The sequence below is a fragment of the Rouxiella badensis genome (assembly GCF_002093665.1).
Classification (GTDB): Bacteria; Pseudomonadota; Gammaproteobacteria; order Enterobacterales; family Enterobacteriaceae; genus Rouxiella; species Rouxiella badensis.
Window position 1 is genome coordinate 50,085 of record NZ_MRWE01000022.1, and the last position, 17,628, is coordinate 67,712.

Genomic DNA, 17,628 nt, shown 5'->3' on the forward strand with positions numbered 1-17,628 from the left:
TGCAAAGTGGGCTATAAACAGTTTAACCTATTAGGCTTTACGCTGAGTCTGCTGTGGCGCGTCGTCTTTAGCGGCGATGGCGACAGTCTGAGGAAGATGATTGCTAATCAGGGCCTTGTAACCAACGGCGCCCAGGCATGCACCAATCAGCGGACCGAAAATAGGCACCAGGAAGTAAGGGATGTCACGCGCACCGGTGAAGGCCACTTTTCCCCAACCTGCGAAATAGGCGAACACTTTTGGACCAAAATCACGCGCCGGGTTAAGGGCGAAGCCGGTCAATGGACCCATTGAGGCACCGATAACGGCAATCAGCAAACCAATCAACAGCGGGGCCAACGCGCCACGCGGCACACCGTTACCGTCATCGGTCAGGGCCAGAATCAGTGACATAAGAACGGCGGTGATAACCACTTCAACCAGGAATGCTTGCAGCACGCTGATATGCGGGTTTGGATAGGTCGAGAAAATCCCGGCCAGATCCAAACTGGCAACGCTGCCGCGAACCATATTGTGGGTCTGTTCAAAATCGATGAAAAGGTTGTAGTAGAGGCCATAAACCAGCGCTGCGGCGCAGAATGCCCCGGCGACCTGAGCGATGATGTACGGCACGACCTTGCGGCCTTCAAAGTTGGCAAACAGGCACAGAGCGATAGTGACGGCTGGATTAAGGTGAGCACCCGAGATGGCGGCAGTCAGGTAAACAGCCATAGAGACCCCAAGGCCCCAGATGATGCTTATCTCCCACTGACCAAACGAAGCGCCTGCCAGTTTCAGTGCCGCGACACAGCCAGCACCAAAAAAGATAATCAGGCCTGTTCCCAGAAACTCGGCGATGCACTGGCCTTTGATTGTGGAACTCATATTTTGGCTCATAATCGAATCCTATAAAGGATAGTTGTTAAGGGTAGGGTTTAAATCACTTTGTTTTATTGTTTAGTGTTATTTAATTTTTACATCTCAGATCGTATGAGTATGTAATGTGAATTTATCGTTAACGAGCATAAACGAGAAATACCGAAATCAAAATGTGTGTGCTGTGTCATAAAAATGAGCGAATACGCGTGTTTTTAAGAAACTGGCTGACCGAAAAAATGAATGCTTTGCGCTAAAACTAGCGAATTTACTGACCGATCGCTGCGTTCTTTCAGCTTTTCCTGATAGTCACGCCATGATAATTGCAACAGACTGCGTGCAGGGCCAGTATGTTGCTAGACAGCGAAGGGATGCCTACATACAATCGGGGTTAATTGAAGCCGCAGTGTTAATTACAGTTGTAGTTAATTGAATTATCGAGCTGCGTCGGGAAGATGCGGCGAGTCTTATAAGATGTACGCCTTGCGAACATAAGGGGAATAAACATGTCATTTGAAGTCTTTGAGAAACTAGAAACTAAAGTTCAGCAAGCGATTGATACCATTACTTTACTGCAGATGGAAATCGAAGAGCTTAAAGAGCAGAACAACAGCCTGTCTCAGCAGGTACAGCAGGCGAACGGTAACCACGAGTCACTGGTTCGTGAAAATGCGCATCTGAAAGAAGAGCAGCACGTTTGGCAAGAGCGTTTGCGCTCACTTCTCGGAAAAATGGAAGAAGTCTAATCCACTGAGTCCTTGAAGCTGCACGCCGTCAGCGGCGTTTATTCACCCGAATCACTGACTTATGTCGGCTCATCGGGAATCGATTCGCTCGCTGCCTTGTTGCGACTCCAATGACTCTGCGGACGTAGTGTTCTACTTTTCCAAAATAAAAAAGACGCATTTTGCGTCTTTTTTGTTGCCTAAAAAGCGAGAGATTACTCGATATCGAGCGGGTCCTCTGACAGCACGATGCCGGTGTTGTCGGCGTACAGGTGGTCACCCGAGAAGAAGGTCACGCCACCAAAGTTTACGCGGATATCGCTTTCGCCAATCCCTTCGCTCGCGGCCCCCGCCGGGATAGCGGCCATTGCCTGAATGCCAATATCCAGCTCTTCGAGGTCATCAACCTGACGCACAGCACCGTAAATCACTATGCCTTCCCACTCGTTTTGCAGCGCCAGGTTTGCCAGTCCTGCATCAAGCAGGGCGCGACGCACCGAACCGCCGCCGTCTACCAGCAGAACACGGCCACGGCCATTTTCTTCAAGCAGATCGTAGAGCAAGCCATTATCTTCAAAGCATTTCACCGTGGTGATTTGCCCACCAAATGAAGTACGTCCACCAAAGTTGGAGAACAGGGGTTCAACGACATTCACTTCTTCATGATAAATGTCGCATAGTTCTGAAGTATCGTATTTCATAGGATTTTTATCTGGTTGCTCGCTGGTGCTTTCAGTATATCCCTTTCTGGCAGATGTTGGCAAAATCATCAATTCTTTACGTTTTGACTTTCCGTATCTACCTCATGCCGAGGGACGTGGGGCAAGAAAAAGGGAGGCCGAAGCCTCCCTGATTTTCTGTATCATGCACATAACACCATTACAGAATAAAGCGGCTCAGGTCTTCGTCGGCGACCAGTGCATCAAGGTGATTGCGCACATAGTCGGCATCGATGATCACCGTCGTGCCGTTGCTTTCGCTGGCATCATAGGAGATGTCTTCCATCAAACGCTCCAGCACGGTATGCAGACGACGAGCACCGATGTTCTCGGTGGTTTCGTTAACCTGCCATGCGGCTTCTGCGATGCGGCGAATACCGTCTTGGGTAAACTCAACGGTCACGCCTTCAGTCTGCATCAGCGCTTTGTACTGATGAGTCAGTGACGCGCTTGGCTCGGTCAGAATACGCTCGAAGTCTTCGGTAGACAGCGCCTGTAGCTCAACGCGGATAGGCAGACGACCCTGAAGTTCCGGGATCAGGTCCGAAGGATTGGCAGTCTGGAACGCGCCGGAAGCGATAAACAGGATGTGGTCAGTTTTGACCATACCGTGTTTCGTCGAAACGGTGCAGCCTTCTACCAGAGGCAGCAGGTCGCGCTGCACGCCTTCGCGAGACACGTCCGGGCCGGAGCTCTGGCCGCGTTTACAGATTTTGTCTATCTCATCGATGAACACGATACCGTGTTGTTCAACGGCTTCAATCGCCTGTTCTTTAAGCTCTTCCGGGTTAACCAGCTTGGCGGCTTCTTCTTCAACCAGCAGCTTGTAGGCTTCCTTGATTTTCAGCTTACGCGCTTTCTGTTTCTGTCCCGCCATGTTCTGAAACATAGACTGCAGCTGGTTGGTCATCTCTTCCATGCCGGGAGGTGCCATGATTTCTACGCCAGCCGGAGTATCGGCGACGTTGATCTCGATTTCTTTATCGTCGAGCTGGCCTTCACGCAGTTTTTTGCGGAAAGACTGGCGTGCGGCAGAAGGCTCTTTGGCCTCATCCGGCTGGCCCCAGTTGTTCTTGGCCGGTGGGATAAGGACGTCGAGGATGCGCTCTTCAGCCATCTCTTCTGCGCGGTAACGGTTCTTCTCGATAGACTGCTGACGCACCATTTTGATGGCAGAATCGGTCAGGTCACGAATGATGGAATCGACTTCTTTACCGACATAGCCCACTTCGGTGAACTTGGTGGCTTCTACCTTGATAAACGGCGCGTTGGCCAGTTTCGCCAGACGGCGAGCAATCTCGGTTTTACCGACACCGGTTGGGCCGATCATCAGAATGTTTTTAGGCGTGACTTCGTGGCGCAGCGCTTCATCGAGCTGCATACGACGCCAGCGGTTACGCAGCGCGATGGCAACAGCGCGTTTCGCATTGTGTTGCCCGATGATGTAGCTGTCTAATTCGCTGACAATCTCGCGTGGGGTCATTTCAGACATAATTTTCGATCCTTACGCTTTAGGATTGCTTAGGCAATTCCAGGAAATTGAGGTTATGGTTGGTGTAAATGCAGATATCACCCGCGATGTTCAGCGATTTTTCAGCAATTTCACGCGCGCTTAACTCGGTGTTTTCCAGCAGCGCAGTGGCCGCTGCCTGGGCGTAGGGACCGCCTGAACCGATAGCGATCAGTCCGTTATCCTGACGAATAACGTCACCGTTGCCGCTAATAAGCAGCGAATCTGTCTCATCTGCCACGACCAGCAACGCTTCCAGACGACGCAGCATGCGGTCGGTGCGCCAGTCTTTTGCCAGCTCAACGGCGGCTTTGGTCAGGTGGCCCTGATGCATCTCGAGTTTGCGCTCAAACAGCTCAAACAGCGTAAACGCATCGGCAGTACCGCCGGCGAAGCCCGCGATCACTTTATCTTTGAAGAAGGTACGTACTTTGACGACGTTACCTTTCATGACGGTGTTACCCATAGTGGCCTGGCCATCACCACCTACTACGACGTGGCCGTTACGGCGCACACATACAATTGTTGTCACGAGCTGTTCCTCGTTGCAGACGGAAGAGATCCCGGCGAAGTTATGCAACCCTGATTAGGTTGCATAAACTTCGCGGGCCATATTGAATGTATAGATTGGGGGGGATTATGGGTTTTCAACCCCCGACGGGGACGGGAATACAGCTCGAAATGCCAGATCCTTTCAAACGCGACAGCGTACCGTCTGCGCCAGAGCGATTGTTGTAGGGTCCAATGACCACACGATTCCAGCCACCGCTTGAGGTGACACGGCTCTCGAAGCCTTCAAACGCCAGCTTGGCTCGCACGGATTCGGCCTGCTCGGTACCGCGGAAGGATCCACACTGCACGATAAAGCGCTGGGCTTTTTCCTGCTCCTTCGGTTTTTCCTTTTCCGGAGTATTCTGAGCGATGTCCTGCTGTTGAGGACGCGCTCGTTCCGGTTTTGCCTGCGTTATCATCGGCTGTTGCTGCACAGGGCGCGGTTTAGGCTGAACCGGGGCCGCCTGTGGCGCTCTCACCGGCTGTTGCATAAACGTCGGCTGGCTGCTCTGCTGCCGTGAAACCGGCGCGGTCCGGGTCGCTTGCGTCGGGTCGTTATACGGCACTTCGTTCAGCTGAGTCGGTGCCTGGCGCATATCTGCCTGCATCTGTTCCAGCAGCTGTTTCTGTTCCGGTGTGAGCTGAGTTTTTGAAGAAACATCGCCACCGGAGGTTGGTTCGGTCGGCGTCTGCACGCCCATCTGACGATTTTCCAACTCCTTGATATAACGCCAGCGTTCCTCCGGTTTAGGGGGAAGGCCATTGCCCGGACGAGGGACGTGCGTTGGCAGAATTTCAGCCTCTTCCATTTTTTTGTGGCTGATAAAATAAAGGCCACCGACAAAGACAACCAGAACGGCAACGGCAACGGCCACCACGGTTTTGGATACCATCGGAGAACTGCTTTTTTTACTACGGCTGGTGGTTTTCTTTCGCCGTGTTCCTGAGCGCCCACGGCTCACATAGTCTTTTTGTGCCACTATCGTTTCGCTGTGTCGTTAGGATTAAAGAAGTACGTCATTTTTTACAGGGTCCTGAAAACTTGACTGTTAACTAGCGCTTAGGCGCGGCAGTACTGCCGCGAATAACCAGTTCACTTTCGAGCAAACGTGAACCGCTTTGAACCGAATGACCGTTCAGTTGTTCCAGCAATAATAACATGGCTTCTCGGCCAATCTGGAATCTCGGTTGAGCCACCGTGGTGAGCGGCGGATCGTAAAACTCACTGATTTTAATGTCGTCGAAACCAACAATAGACAAATCTTGCGGGATACGCAGCCCTAATTTTTTTGCCTCAAAGATTGCGCCGATGGCCATGATGTCGTTATGACAGAAAATGGCGGTCGGCGGTTTCGGCTGGCTCATCAGCGTAGACAGCGCCTGCGCGCCGGATTCATAGCTGAAATCACCGTGGGCAATATACTGACTCTCCACCGATTGGCCGTTGCGTCTAATGGCCTGAATATAGCCCTGCAATCGATATTGGCACAGCGGCATGGACTCCGGCCCGGCAATGCAGGCAATGCGCTGATGGCCAAGGCTAATCAGATAGTGCACGGCGTCGTAGGCGGCGGTGAGGTTGTCAATGTGCACCGTCGGCAGTTCGAGTTCGGGTGCAAATTCGTTGGCCATCACCATCGGCGGCAGATTGCGCTGCTCTTCTTTACTGGCATCAAACGGCAGGTCAGAACCTAACAGCAGCATACCGTCAATTTGCTTGGTAATGATAAGGTTGATAAAGGTTTTTTCTTGCTGGTTCTGCTGAGCGCAGTCGCCAATGAGCACCAGATAGCCGTTTTCGGCGGCAGTACGCTCGATCCCCTGGATCACGTCGGCAAAGAACGGATCGCAGATGTCGGGGACGATCACCAGAATAGTGCGTGACTCATTGCGCTTGAGATTGCGGGATAAAGAGTGCGGCGAATAGCCGACGGCAATCACCGCCTGCTCAACCCGTTGACGGGTCGATGCTGAAACCTTTTCAGGATTCATCAACGCTCGCGATACCGTGGCGGTAGACACCCCGGCCATTTCCGCCACGTCTTTCATGGTGGCGGTAGGAATTACTCTATTTTGATCCAACGCATCTCTCCTTGCACCTGCATCAAACTGACACGACATCATGGATGTTTATTTTTATAAGCTTGTTGGCAGCATCCGTGCATATTTAATATCTATTTATCATGCTAGCAAAAGGATTGCGTAGCTCATCACATTCTAAACAGAATGTGGCTAGGAATAATGACCAAATTGCATAAAAAATGTGACTTCTGCAGTTTTTTCGCGCTGGATTCCAAAAAAACAGCCGTTAACGTCATCAATTATCAATAGGATCAACATCCAGCGTCCATTTTACCTTTTTAGCCTGCGGCAAACTGCCAATCAGCGGCATTGAGGTCTTGATAATCTGCTGTAGCACCTTGCGCGAGGGATGCTGAATCAGCAGCTGCCAGCGGAAACGACCGCTGCGCTTGGCCTGTAGCGCGGGAACAGGACCCAGGATCCACAGCGAATCATCCTTCAGCGGGCTGGCTTCGAGCAGGTTACGCAGCTGCTGTAGAAAGAGCGATGACTGACGGTTGTCGTGATCTTCCGAACGAAACAGCACGTGGCTGGTGTACGGCGGCAAAAATACGCTTTTACGCTCCGCCAGCGTCTGTTTGGAAAAGGCATCGTAACCGTGCTGCAACAGCACCTGCAGCAGTGGGTGCTCGGGGTGGTGCGTTTGCAGTACCACTTCGCCCTGTTTACCGGCGCGCCCTGCACGGCCCGAGACCTGAGTATAGAGCTGGGCAAAGCGTTCAGCGGAACGAAAGTCGGCCGAAAAAAGTGCGCCATCAACGTCGAGCAAGGAAACCAGCGTGACATCGGGGAAGTGATGTCCTTTCGCCAGCATCTGGGTGCCTATCAGGATCCGTGCGCCGCCGCGATGCACCTCGGCCAGATGCTGCTCCAGCGAGCCTTTGCGGCTGGTCGTGTCGCGGTCGATACGCGTGATAGGCGTATTAGGAAACAGCGGCGCGAGTTCATTCTCAAGCTGCTCGGTACCGACGCCAACGGAAACCAGCTGCGTCGAGCCGCACTGCGGGCACTGATGAGGCACCGGGCGCTGGCTGTCGCAGTGGTGACAGCGCAGCTGCCGTTGATTCTGGTGAAAGGTATAATAGTGGTCGCAGCGTTGGCACTCGGCTATCCAGCCGCATTCGTGGCACAGCAGAGCGGGCGCGTAGCCGCGTCGGTTGAGAAACAGCATCACCTGGTTATCGGCCTTGAGGTGCTGCTGCATACGCTGAACGAGCGGCTGCGACAGGCCAACCTTGAGCGGCAGGCCTTTGAGATCGAGTAAGTGATGCACCGCCGGTTTGGCGTTACCGGCGCGCTTGCTCAGCGTCAGCTGGCGATATTTGCCGAGCTGGACGTTGTGCAGAGTTTCCAGAGCCGGGGTGGCGGAGCCCATCACAATCGGGATGTTTTCGGCATGTGCCCGAAACACGGCAAGGTCTCGGGCGTGGTAGCGCCAGCCTTCCTGCTGTTTATAAGAGCTGTCGTGTTCTTCGTCGATGATTATCACGCCGAGGCGGGCAAACGGGGTAAACAGTGACGATCGTGTGCCAATCACAATCCCGGCCTCGCCGTTTCTGGCGCGAAGCCACACCGCCAGACGTTCGCTGTCGTTCAAACCGGAATGTAATACGTCGACCGGTGCGCTGAAACGTTCGCGGAAACGAGCGATGGTCTGCGGCGTCAGACCAATCTCCGGCACCATTACCAGCGCCTGCCGACCCTGCGCCAGAATATTCTCCAGCACGCTGAGATATACCTCGGTTTTACCCGAGCCGGTCACCCCGGCCAAGAGCCAGGCTGAAAACTGCTGATCTTCGCTGCGGATTGCGCCGACCGCGGTGGCCTGCTCAGTGTTGAGTCTCAGGCGCTCGCCGACCACGCTGAAGTCCTTACGCCAATCCTGTGCCACCGGCGCGACGCTTTGCAAGTCGGCGAGCCCTTTGGCGCGCAGTGCCTGTAGCGCCGCTTCGTTAAGGTCGAGATCGCTGATTTGATGACGGTACAGTTTGCCTTGCATCAGTGCCGCCATGGCCTGCTGCTGCTTAGGTGCACGTTTGAGGTCGTTGAGCGGCGTCGCACGGCCCTGTTCGGTAGCGAACCACTGCCAAAGCGGCGTCAGTTCCGCCGGTTTCCCCTGACGGAGCAGGACCGGCAGGGCGTGAAATAATACTTCACCGAGCGGGAAGTGATAATAGTCGGACGCCCAGTGCAACACGCGCCACAGGTCACGGGTATACAGGCTGGCGCTGTCGAGCACCTCATTAACCGATTTAAGCTTTTCGAGGGGAAATTCGCTGCTGTCGCTGACGCCGGTCACGATGCCGATAGCATCGCGTTTGCCGAAGGGAACGCTGACCCGACAGCCGGGAACCACCTGCATACCGGGGGGTAACAAATAGTCAAATGTGCGGCTTAAAGGGACAGGTAGAGCAACGTGAGCAACGGGCATTGGCGGTCCAGGCTATAAAAAAATGACGAGATAGTGTACACTGTGTGACTCGGAATGCATGAACATGATTGCGCGGTCACTTTATATTCTGTATGATTCGCCGCCTTTGATGCATTCCGCATCAGAGACCTAATCATTTACACCACGCGTGGTGTCCGACGGCAAAACGGTTGGATAGCGACGCGGCCTAAACAGAGGTTTTCCCATGAAACAAGGTATTCACCCTAAATACGAAGTTGTTACTGCTAACTGTTCTTGCGGTAACGTTATCAAAATCGGTTCTACCGTTGGTCACGACCTGAACCTGGACGTTTGTGGCGAATGCCACCCGTTCTACACTGGTAAGCAGCGTGAAGTGGCTACCGGTGGCCGCGTTGACCGCTTCAACAAGCGTTTCAGCGTACCGAGCAGCAAATAAGCTTCGCTCGATAGCAAAAAAAGGCGCCGGTGGCGCCTTTTTTGTTGCCTGCTATTTGTGTTTTACGGGTAAACACGTCTTTAAAGGCAAGGTTTCTTTCTACCTACCCGGTTTGCTTAATATTCCCAGGTATCTGGATCTACACCCAGTTCGCGCATCAGGATTTTGGCGGCTTCCGGAATTTCATCACTGCGTTCTTTACGCAGATCTTCATCGTTCGGTAGCGGCTGGCCCGTAAAGGCATGAAGAAACGCTTCGCACAACAATTCACTGTTAGTGGCATGGCGCAGGTTGTTCACCTGGCGACGTGTGCGCTCGTCTGTCAAAATCTTTAATACTTTCAGCGGAATGGAAACCGTGATCTTTTTAACTTGTTCGCTTTTTTTACCGTGTTCAGCGTAAGGGCTGACATACTCGCCGTTCCACTCAGCCATGGGACACCTTAAATTTATCAAATAAAAATAAAATTCTGAAAACCCGGGGATTATGCCCGATTTCCACAGATCTCACTATAGCCATCGTCCTTGTAAAATTCTGGCCTGACGCTGTTCACTTTGTCAGCGGATGCAGGTTCGTGCTCTACTGGGCCAGGACACCGCTTTGCGTCCGCAAATCAAGGCATACCGCTATAATTTTAGCGGGTATTATCACATTGCTCAATCTATACGCAAAGAAGTTTAGATGTCCAGATGTATTGACGTCTATCCCGCTAACGATTAATCTTTACACCCTCATCCTCTATTTATCCCGTCAGGGAGCAACAACTATGACGCTCAAGCAAGGCACAATCGCGGTTAGCAGTGGACTCAACATTGACCAGCAGTATGGATGTGTTGTTCCTCCTATTACCCTTTCCAGCACGTATAATTTCGAAGATTTCAATCAGCCACGCGCCCACGACTATTCCCGTCGCGGTAATCCTACGCGTGACGTGGTGCAGCGCGCATTGGCGAGTCTTGAAGGGGGCGCGGGTGCCGTGCTGACCAGCAGCGGGATGTCTGCTATTCATCTGGTGTGTACGGTGTTTCTTAAGCCGGGCGATTTGCTTGTTGCTCCGCACGACTGCTACGGCGGCAGCTATCGCCTGTTTGATAGCCTGAGCAAGCGGGGTGCCTATCGCGTCCTGTTTGTCGACCAGGGTGACCCAGAGGCATTGCAGGCTGCGCTGGAGCAGAAGCCTAAGCTGGTCCTGATTGAAACGCCGAGCAATCCACTGCTGCGCGTGGTGGACATCAAGGCGATTTGCGACGCTGCGCATGCGGCAGGCGCGCTGACGGTGGTGGATAACACCTTCCTGAGTCCGGTCCTGCAACAGCCTCTGAAGCTGGGTGCTGACTTGGTCGTGCATTCCTGTACTAAATACCTCAACGGCCATTCTGACGTGGTTGCAGGTACGGTGATTTCCAAAACCGCCGAGCATGCGACCGAGCTGGCCTGGTGGGGGAACAACATCGGCGTCACCGGCGCGGCATTTGACAGCTATCTTCTGCTGCGTGGCCTGCGTACCGTCGGCGTTCGCGTGAAGCAGCAGCAGGAAAATGCACTGGCAATTGTTGCTTATTTACAGAAACAATCGTTAGTGAAAAAGCTGTATCATCCTTCTCTGCCAGAGAATCAGGGCCACGAGATTGCACGACGTCAACAAAGTGGTTTTGGGGCGATGGTAAGCTTCGAGTTTGCAGGTGATGAGGCAAGTTTGCGTCACTTCCTGTCTGAGTTAAAACTTTTCACGCTGGCCGAATCATTGGGCGGGGTTGAGAGTCTGATTTCACATACCGCCACCATGACCCACGCTGGCATGGCACCGGAAGCGCGTAAAGCCGCCGGGATTTCCGACAGTCTGCTCCGCGTTTCTGTCGGTCTTGAAGATAGCGAAGACTTAATTGCCGACCTGGAACAGGCTTTCCAGTCGGTCGCAAAGAGGTAAGTAATGAGTGCAATAGCGGTTGCAGCGCCGGCAGGAAGTCGGCAGTTACATAAATTTGGCGGTAGCAGTCTGGCCGACGCAAAGTGTTATCTGCGCGTAGCGGGCATTATGGCCGAATACGGTAATCCTGGCGATATCATGGTGGTCTCTGCCGCAGGCAGCACGACGAACCAGCTGATTAACTGGCTGAAACTCAGCCAGAATGACCGGATTTCGGCTCATCAGGTGCAGCAGGCGCTGCGTCGATATCAGAGTGAGTTGATTACCGCACTGCTGCCACCGGAAATGGCTGAACCGCTGATTGCGACCTTTATTCACGACCTTGAACGCTTGGCCGTGCTGCTCGACGGCAAAATCACCGATGCAGTTTACGCCGAGGTGGTGGGGCATGGCGAGGTGTGGTCCGCACGCCTGATGTCTGCGCTGCTTGCCAAAAAGGACATTCCTTCTGCCTGGCTCGATGCCCGCGATTTCCTGCGTGCTGAACGTGCTGCACAGCCGCAGGTAGATGAAGGCCGTTCTTATCCATTGCTGCAACAGCTTCTGGCGCAGCATCCGCATCAATATCTGGTCGTGACCGGGTTCATCTCGCGCAATGATGCGGGTGAAACCGTGCTGCTTGGCCGCAACGGCAGCGACTATTCTGCCACGCAGATTGGCGCGCTGGCGGGCGTAAGCCGAGTCACCATCTGGAGCGATGTCGCCGGTGTTTACAGCGCTGACCCGCGCAAGGTGAAAGATGCCTGTTTGCTGCCCTTGCTGCGTCTCGACGAGGCCAGCGAGCTGGCGCGTCTGGCCGCCCCGGTGCTGCATACCCGTACGCTGCAGCCGGTCTCGGGTAGCGATATCGATTTACAGCTGCGCTGCAGCTATCAGCCGGAACAGGGCTCCACGCGCATCGAACGCGTGCTGGCGTCCGGGACCGGCGCCAAGATTGTTACCAGCCACGACGATATCTGCCTGATTGAGGTTGCCGTAGCGCCGAGCCATGATTTTGCGCTGGTGCAAAAGGACGTCGAGCTGGTGCTCAACCGTGCGCAGGTGAAGCCGCTCGCGACCGGCGTTCACGCCGACCGTAATCTGCTTCAGCTCTGCTATACCTCTGAAGTGGTCAACAGCGCGCTCGCCGTCCTGGAAGAGGCTGCACTGCCGGGTCGGCTGGTGCTGCGTGAAGGGCTTGCAATGGTGGCATTGGTTGGCGCAGGCGTGTGCAAAAATCCGTTGCACAGCCACCGTTTTTATCAGGAACTGAAAGACCAGCCGGTCGAGTTTGTCTGGCAGGCGGAGGACGGTATCAGCCTGGTGGCCGTACTGCGCGTCGGGCCGACCGAGCATCTGATTCAGGGTCTGCATAATACGCTGTTCCACGCCGAGAAACGCATTGGGCTGATGCTGTTCGGCAAAGGGAATATCGGCTCGCGCTGGCTCGAGCTGTTTGCCCGTGAGCAGAAAAATATCTCCGCACGCAGCGGCTTTGAGTTTGTGCTGGCCGGCGTGGTCGACAGCAAGCGCAGCCTGCTAAGCTATGACGGGCTGGACGCCAGCCGTGCATTAGCCTTCTTCGACGATGAAGCGCGTGAGCACGACGAGGAGTCGCTGTTCCTGTGGATGCGTGCCCATCCTTACGATGATTTAGTGGTGCTTGACGTAACGGCCAGCGCTGAGCTGGCGGACCAGTATCTTGATTTCGCCAGCTATGGTATTCACGTCATTGGTGCCAACAAACTCGCCGGCGCATCATGCAGCGACAAGTATCGCCAGATACGCGATGCGTTCGCCAAGACCGGCAGTCACTGGCTCTATAACGCCACCGTGGGCGCAGGTTTACCTATCAACCACACGGTGCGTGACCTGCGCGACAGCGGCGACAGTATTTTGGCCATCAGCGGCATCTTCTCCGGCACCCTGTCATGGCTATTCCTGCAGTTTGACGGCACGCAGCCGTTTACCGAGTTGGTGGATTTGGCCTGGCAGCAAGGACTTACCGAGCCCGATCCGCGCGTTGACCTGTCGGGTCAGGACGTGATGCGCAAGCTGGTTATCCTGGCGCGTGAAGCCGGTTATGACATTGAGCCTAATCAGGTTCGCGTTGAATCACTGGTACCGGAAGACTGTGCGACTGGCTCCGTCGATCAGTTCTTTGAAGGTGGCGAAGCGCTAAACGAGCAAATGTTGCAACGCCTTGAAGCGGCCAGAGAGATGGGGCTGGTGCTGCGTTATGTCGCGCGATTTGATGCCAATGGCAAAGCGCGTGTTGGCGTCGAAGCCGTGCGTGAGGACCATCCGTTGGCTTCTCTGCTGCCCTGCGACAACGTTTTTGCTATCGAAAGCCGCTGGTATCGTGATAACCCGTTGGTCATTCGCGGACCCGGTGCCGGGCGCGATGTTACGGCCGGCGCCATCCAGTCTGATCTTAACCGCTTGACCCAACTGCTTTAATTTCATCCCCCTGCACAACTCTGCTGCAGGGGGATTCTTCATCTCCCTCGCGAACTTGAAATTCTCTCAATTTGAGTGAAGATTAATCATTGCCCGAAACTATTTTTGAGTTGACTATTTGACCAAAAACCCGCATTTTCTATCTATACGCTTAGACGTCTAGACGCTTATCAGGCGGCGCCGATAAGTAAAACGATGTGATGAAGAGGTAGAGACAGCATGAGCTTTTTCCACGCCAACCAGCGCGAAGCGTTAAACCAGAGTCTGGCCGAATTACAGGGTCAAATTAACGTCTCTTTCGAATTCTTCCCGCCGCGAACACGCGAAATGGAAGACACGTTGTGGAGCTCTATTGACCGTCTCAGCAGCCTCAAGCCGAAATTCGTTTCTGTGACTTACGGGGCTAACTCAGGCGAGCGCGACCGGACGCACAGCATCATTAAAGGCATTAAGGAGCGTACTGGTCTTGAAGCGGCGCCGCATCTGACCTGTATCGATGCATCGCCTGCCGAGCTGCGTCAAATCGCACAGGACTACTGGAACAGCGGTATCCGTCACATCGTAGCGCTGCGCGGTGATTTACCGCCAAACAGCGGCAAGCCAGAGATGTATGCGACCGACCTGGTGCACCTGCTCAAAGACGTCGGTGATTTTGATATTTCCGTTGCGGCTTATCCGGAAGTGCATCCAGAAGCGAAGAGCGCACAGGCTGACCTGATTAACCTGAAGCGTAAAATCGATGCCGGTGCTAACAGCGCGATTACCCAATTCTTCTTCGACGTAGAAAGCTATCTGCGTTTCCGTGACCGCTGCGTATCAGCCGGGATTGACGTTGAGATTGTGCCGGGCATTCTGCCGGTCTCTAACTTCAGACAGCTGCAACGCTTTGCCACTATGACCAACGTGCGTGTGCCAAACTGGATGACCAACATGTTTGCCGGACTGGATGACGACGCTGAAACGCGCAAAATGGTCGGTGCCAATATTGCGATGGACATGGTGAAGATTCTCAGCCGTGAAGGGGTGAAGGACTTTCACTTTTATACGCTGAACCGTGCCGAAATGAGCTATGCCATTTGCCACACGCTAGGCGTTCGCCCAGGCGTGCCGGCATCTTTAGCGCAGTAGCGTCGTTGGCTGCTTTTTCATCCCGGTCACTGACTTGTGTACGCTTCCGGGAATCTGTTCAATTACCCCCAACGCCGCTACCGTTTTAAAGATAATGGCTTTTAGCCGGTATTACGCATGCCTGCGGCAACGCCTGCGATAGTCACCATCAGCGCCTGCTCGACGCGGGCATCCAGTTCACCTTGTGCCTCAAGCTCGCGCGAGCGATGCAGCAGCTCTGCCTGAAGTACGTTCAGCGGGTCGGTGTAGACGTTACGCAGCGCGATAGACTCGGCAATCCACGGCAGATCAGCCATCAGGTGATCGTCGTTGGAGATAGCCAGCACAACCTTGATATCGTTACTCAGCTGCTCGCGCAGTTTCTGGCCCAGCGGCCACAGATCTTTGCTTACCAGACGCTGATCGTAGTACTCCGCCAGCCACAAATCGGCCTTGGCAAATACCATTTCCAGCATACCAATACGCGTCGAGAAGAACGGCCAGTCACGGCACATCGACTCGAGTACGTCACGTTTACCTGCATCAACCACCGCCTGTAAACCCGCACCCGCACCCAGCCACGCAGGCAGCATCAGGCGGTTCTGCGTCCAGGCGAAGATCCACGGGATGGCGCGCAGGCTTTCGACGCCGCCGCTGGCCTTACGTTTGGCAGGGCGAGAGCCGAGCGGCAGCTTGGCCAGCTCCTGCTCTGGGGTCGCCGAACGGAAGTAAGGCACGAAGTCTTTATTCTCGCGCACGTAGCCGCGATACATGTTGCAGGAAACCTCGGACAGCTGGTCCATCACCTCGACCCAGGCCTTTTTAGGCTCAGGTGGCGGCAGCAGGTTGGCTTCGAGAATAGCGCCGGTGTAGAGCGCGAGGCTGCTGATGGTCACTTCCGGCAGGCCATATTTGAAGCGGATCATCTCACCCTGTTCGGTGACGCGCAGGCCGCCTTTAAGGCTGCCCGGAGGCTGCGACAGCAGCGCCGCGTGAGCCGGCGCACCCCCGCGACCAATCGAACCGCCGCGACCATGGAACAGCGTCAGCAGCACGCCCGCTTTCTCGCAGGTTTTGATTAACGCATCCTGCGCACGATACTGCGCCCATGAGGCTGCCATAACTCCTGCGTCTTTCGCCGAGTCAGAGTAGCCAATCATCACCATCTGTTTGCCCTGAATAAAGCCGCGATACCAGTCAATGCTCAGCAGTTGCGTCATGACGGAGTCTGCATTGTTCAGATCGTCAAGGGTTTCGAACAGCGGCGCAACCGGCATCGCAAACGGGCAACCCGCTTCTTTGAGCAGCAGGTGAACCGCCAGCACGTCGGACGGGGTACGCGCCATCGAAATGACGTAGGCCGCAATCGAGCCTTCTGGCGCTTCGGCCGCAACCTGACAGGTATCCAGCACTTCTTTGGTTTCAGGGCTTGGCGTCCACTTGCGTGGCACCAGCGGACGCGGTGAGTTCAGTTCGCGGATCAGGAACGCCTGTTTATCGCTCTCGGACCAGCTCTCATAATCGCCCAGTCCCAGGAAACGGGTTATCTCGGCAATGGCCTCGGTATGGCGGGTGCTTTCCTGACGGATGTCGATACGCACCAGCGGTACGCCGAAGCAGCGCACGCGGCGCAGGGTATCGAGCAACTGACCGTTGGCAATGATGCCCATGTTGCAGGCTTGCAGTGACTGATAGCAGGCATACAGCGGCGCCCACAGCTGGTCGTTGTTTACCAGCAGGTCTTTAGGACGCGGCAGGGATTCGCCTTTCAAGCGGGCTTCCAGATAAGCCTGGGTCGACAGCAGCTGAGTGCGAATATCTTTCATAATGGTGCGATATGGCTCGACGACGTCTTCACCACCGGCCAGCTCACGCAGCTCAGGCGTTGCTTCGGTCATCGACAGCTCGGAAATCAGTACGTGGATATCGCGCAGGAACAGGTCCGTTGCCTTCCAGCGGCTCAGCTGGAGCACGTGGCGCGTAATGGCAGCAGTGACGTTCGGGTTGCCGTCGCGGTCGCCGCCCATCCAGGAGGTAAAGCGTACCGGCACGGCTTCGACCGGCATTTTGTAGTCAAGTGAGGTTTCAAGCTGTTCGTTGAACTCACGCAGGAAGGCCGGAACGCCTTCCCAGAGGCTGTTTTCAACCACCGCAAAGCCCCACTTGGCTTCGTCGACCGGCGTTGGGCGAATCTTGCGGATTTCGTCCGTATGCCATGACTGGGCAATCAGCTGGCGCAGGCGGCGCATAATCTGCTTACGCTCATAGTCGGCCAGATCGTTATGGTCGAGTTGTTTCAGGCAGTTGTTGATTTCAACAAGCTTGTGGATCAGGGTACGACGAGCAATTTCGGTTGGGTGCGCGGTTAACACCAGCTCGATCGAAAGCTCTTCAACGGCGTCGCGCAGCTGCTGGTCGGACAGATTCTTCGACTTCAGACGGTCAATCAGCTGGGCCAACGCTTCAGGGTTGCTGGCTGCCTCGCCGTGCGGAGAAATGCTGTGGTATTGCTCGGCAACGTTGGTCAGGTTAAGGAACTGACTGAATGCACGGGCAACCGGAAGTAATTCGTCGTTGGATAAATTTTGCAGCGTGGTCAGCAGTTCCTGACGGTCGGCCTCATTACCTGCACGAGAGGATTTAGAGAGTTTGCGGATTTTCTCTACGCGATCAAGGACCTGCTCTCCCAGCGTGTCTTTGATGGTCTCTCCAAGCAGTTTGCCCAGCGTGCTGACATTACTTCGCATTGCGGAATATTGTTCGTTCATATTACCTCTGACCCGTTTCTTGTTTGATTTCTTATGTCTTGTAAATAACTTTCACCCGTAAGGCGCATTTGCCTCTGTCTATCCCGCCTTCATGG

14 protein-coding genes are annotated in these 17,628 nt (G+C 54.5%); 5 read left to right on the forward strand and 9 right to left on the reverse strand.

The genetic code is table 11. From position 1 onward, the window contains the following. Window positions 1–30: 30 nt before the first annotated feature. A complete protein-coding gene (locus tag BS640_RS13890; protein WP_017491048.1) occupies window positions 31–876 on the reverse strand; it encodes an MIP/aquaporin family protein in 846 nt (281 codons plus the stop codon). Window positions 877–1,361: 485 nt separating this feature from the next. On the opposite strand from BS640_RS13890, the gene zapB reads away from it, so the two are divergent. Further along, window positions 1,362–1,601: a cell division protein ZapB gene (zapB, locus tag BS640_RS13895; RefSeq protein ID WP_017491049.1), complete on the forward strand. Its 240-nt coding sequence runs from the start codon at window positions 1,362–1,364 to the stop codon at window positions 1,599–1,601. 194 nt (window positions 1,602–1,795) lie between these two features. Here zapB and rraA read toward each other — a convergent pair whose 3' ends face one another. The 6 genes from rraA to priA form a co-directional block, all read right to left on the reverse strand. Then, the gene (gene rraA / locus BS640_RS13900; protein ID WP_026110416.1) at window positions 1,796–2,281 is read right to left on the reverse strand and encodes a ribonuclease E activity regulator RraA; all 486 of its coding nucleotides are present in this window, start codon (window positions 2,279–2,281) and stop codon (window positions 1,796–1,798) included. 178 nt (window positions 2,282–2,459) lie between these two features. Further along, window positions 2,460–3,791, reverse strand: coding sequence for an HslU--HslV peptidase ATPase subunit (gene hslU, locus BS640_RS13905; RefSeq protein WP_017491051.1), 1,332 nt, complete (start codon window positions 3,789–3,791; stop codon window positions 2,460–2,462). A gap of 19 nt (window positions 3,792–3,810) precedes the next feature. Next, window positions 3,811–4,341, reverse strand: a complete 531-nt coding sequence (hslV, locus tag BS640_RS13910; protein WP_026110417.1) for an ATP-dependent protease subunit HslV — start codon at window positions 4,339–4,341, stop codon at window positions 3,811–3,813. Window positions 4,342–4,456: 115 nt separating this feature from the next. Next, window positions 4,457–5,341 (reverse strand): cell division protein FtsN, encoded by an 885-nt coding sequence (gene ftsN / locus BS640_RS13915; RefSeq protein ID WP_084912781.1) that lies wholly within the window; start codon window positions 5,339–5,341, stop codon window positions 4,457–4,459. 73 nt (window positions 5,342–5,414) lie between these two features. Then, entirely contained in the window at window positions 5,415–6,443 is a 1,029-nt protein-coding gene (gene cytR / locus BS640_RS13920; RefSeq protein ID WP_017491054.1) for a DNA-binding transcriptional regulator CytR, read from the reverse strand. 235 nt (window positions 6,444–6,678) lie between these two features. After that, a complete protein-coding gene (priA, locus tag BS640_RS13925; protein WP_084912782.1) occupies window positions 6,679–8,874 on the reverse strand; it encodes a primosomal protein N' in 2,196 nt (731 codons plus the stop codon). A gap of 205 nt (window positions 8,875–9,079) precedes the next feature. Between priA and rpmE the strand changes: the two genes are divergently transcribed. After that, entirely contained in the window at window positions 9,080–9,292 is a 213-nt protein-coding gene (gene rpmE / locus BS640_RS13930) for a 50S ribosomal protein L31 (RefSeq protein WP_017491056.1), read from the forward strand. 116 nt (window positions 9,293–9,408) lie between these two features. Here rpmE and metJ read toward each other — a convergent pair whose 3' ends face one another. Next, window positions 9,409–9,726 carry a met regulon transcriptional regulator MetJ gene (gene metJ / locus BS640_RS13935; RefSeq protein WP_004392248.1) on the reverse strand — a complete coding sequence of 106 codons (318 nt, stop codon included), beginning with the start codon at window positions 9,724–9,726 and terminating at the stop codon, window positions 9,409–9,411. 332 nt (window positions 9,727–10,058) lie between these two features. Between metJ and metB the strand changes: the two genes are divergently transcribed. From metB to metF, 3 genes are all read left to right on the forward strand, one after another. Then, window positions 10,059–11,219 carry a cystathionine gamma-synthase gene (gene metB / locus BS640_RS13940; RefSeq protein ID WP_017491057.1) on the forward strand — a complete coding sequence of 387 codons (1,161 nt, stop codon included), beginning with the start codon at window positions 10,059–10,061 and terminating at the stop codon, window positions 11,217–11,219. A 3-nt stretch (window positions 11,220–11,222) separates the two neighbouring features. Further along, window positions 11,223–13,658, forward strand: coding sequence for a bifunctional aspartate kinase/homoserine dehydrogenase II (locus BS640_RS13945; protein ID WP_017491058.1), 2,436 nt, complete (start codon window positions 11,223–11,225; stop codon window positions 13,656–13,658). A gap of 219 nt (window positions 13,659–13,877) precedes the next feature. Beyond that, window positions 13,878–14,786, forward strand: coding sequence for a methylenetetrahydrofolate reductase (gene metF / locus BS640_RS13950; RefSeq protein ID WP_017491059.1), 909 nt, complete (start codon window positions 13,878–13,880; stop codon window positions 14,784–14,786). A 101-nt stretch (window positions 14,787–14,887) separates the two neighbouring features. On the opposite strand, the gene ppc is transcribed toward metF, so the two are convergent. After that, the gene (gene ppc / locus BS640_RS13955) at window positions 14,888–17,533 is read right to left on the reverse strand and encodes a phosphoenolpyruvate carboxylase (RefSeq protein ID WP_017491060.1); all 2,646 of its coding nucleotides are present in this window, start codon (window positions 17,531–17,533) and stop codon (window positions 14,888–14,890) included. Between the last annotated feature and the right edge of the window lie 95 nt (window positions 17,534–17,628).

Excerpts from the sequence above, each read along its gene's own strand:
- metF (WP_017491059.1), top strand. The coding sequence starts at position 13,878 with ATGAGCTTTTTCCACGCCAACCAGCGCGAAGCGTTAAACCAGAGTCTG.
- BS640_RS13890 (WP_017491048.1), bottom strand. The coding sequence starts at position 876 with ATGAGCCAAAATATGAGTTCCACAATCAAAGGCCAGTGCATCGCCGAG.
- priA (WP_084912782.1), bottom strand. The coding sequence starts at position 8,874 with ATGCCCGTTGCTCACGTTGCTCTACCTGTCCCTTTAAGCCGCACATTT.
- rraA (WP_026110416.1), bottom strand. The coding sequence starts at position 2,281 with ATGAAATACGATACTTCAGAACTATGCGACATTTATCATGAAGAAGTG.
- BS640_RS13945 (WP_017491058.1), top strand. The coding sequence starts at position 11,223 with ATGAGTGCAATAGCGGTTGCAGCGCCGGCAGGAAGTCGGCAGTTACAT.
- zapB (WP_017491049.1), top strand. The coding sequence starts at position 1,362 with ATGTCATTTGAAGTCTTTGAGAAACTAGAAACTAAAGTTCAGCAAGCG.
- ppc (WP_017491060.1), bottom strand. The coding sequence starts at position 17,533 with ATGAACGAACAATATTCCGCAATGCGAAGTAATGTCAGCACGCTGGGC.
- rpmE (WP_017491056.1), top strand. The coding sequence starts at position 9,080 with ATGAAACAAGGTATTCACCCTAAATACGAAGTTGTTACTGCTAACTGT.
- metB (WP_017491057.1), top strand. The coding sequence starts at position 10,059 with ATGACGCTCAAGCAAGGCACAATCGCGGTTAGCAGTGGACTCAACATT.
- metJ (WP_004392248.1), bottom strand. The coding sequence starts at position 9,726 with ATGGCTGAGTGGAACGGCGAGTATGTCAGCCCTTACGCTGAACACGGT.
- hslU (WP_017491051.1), bottom strand. The coding sequence starts at position 3,791 with ATGTCTGAAATGACCCCACGCGAGATTGTCAGCGAATTAGACAGCTAC.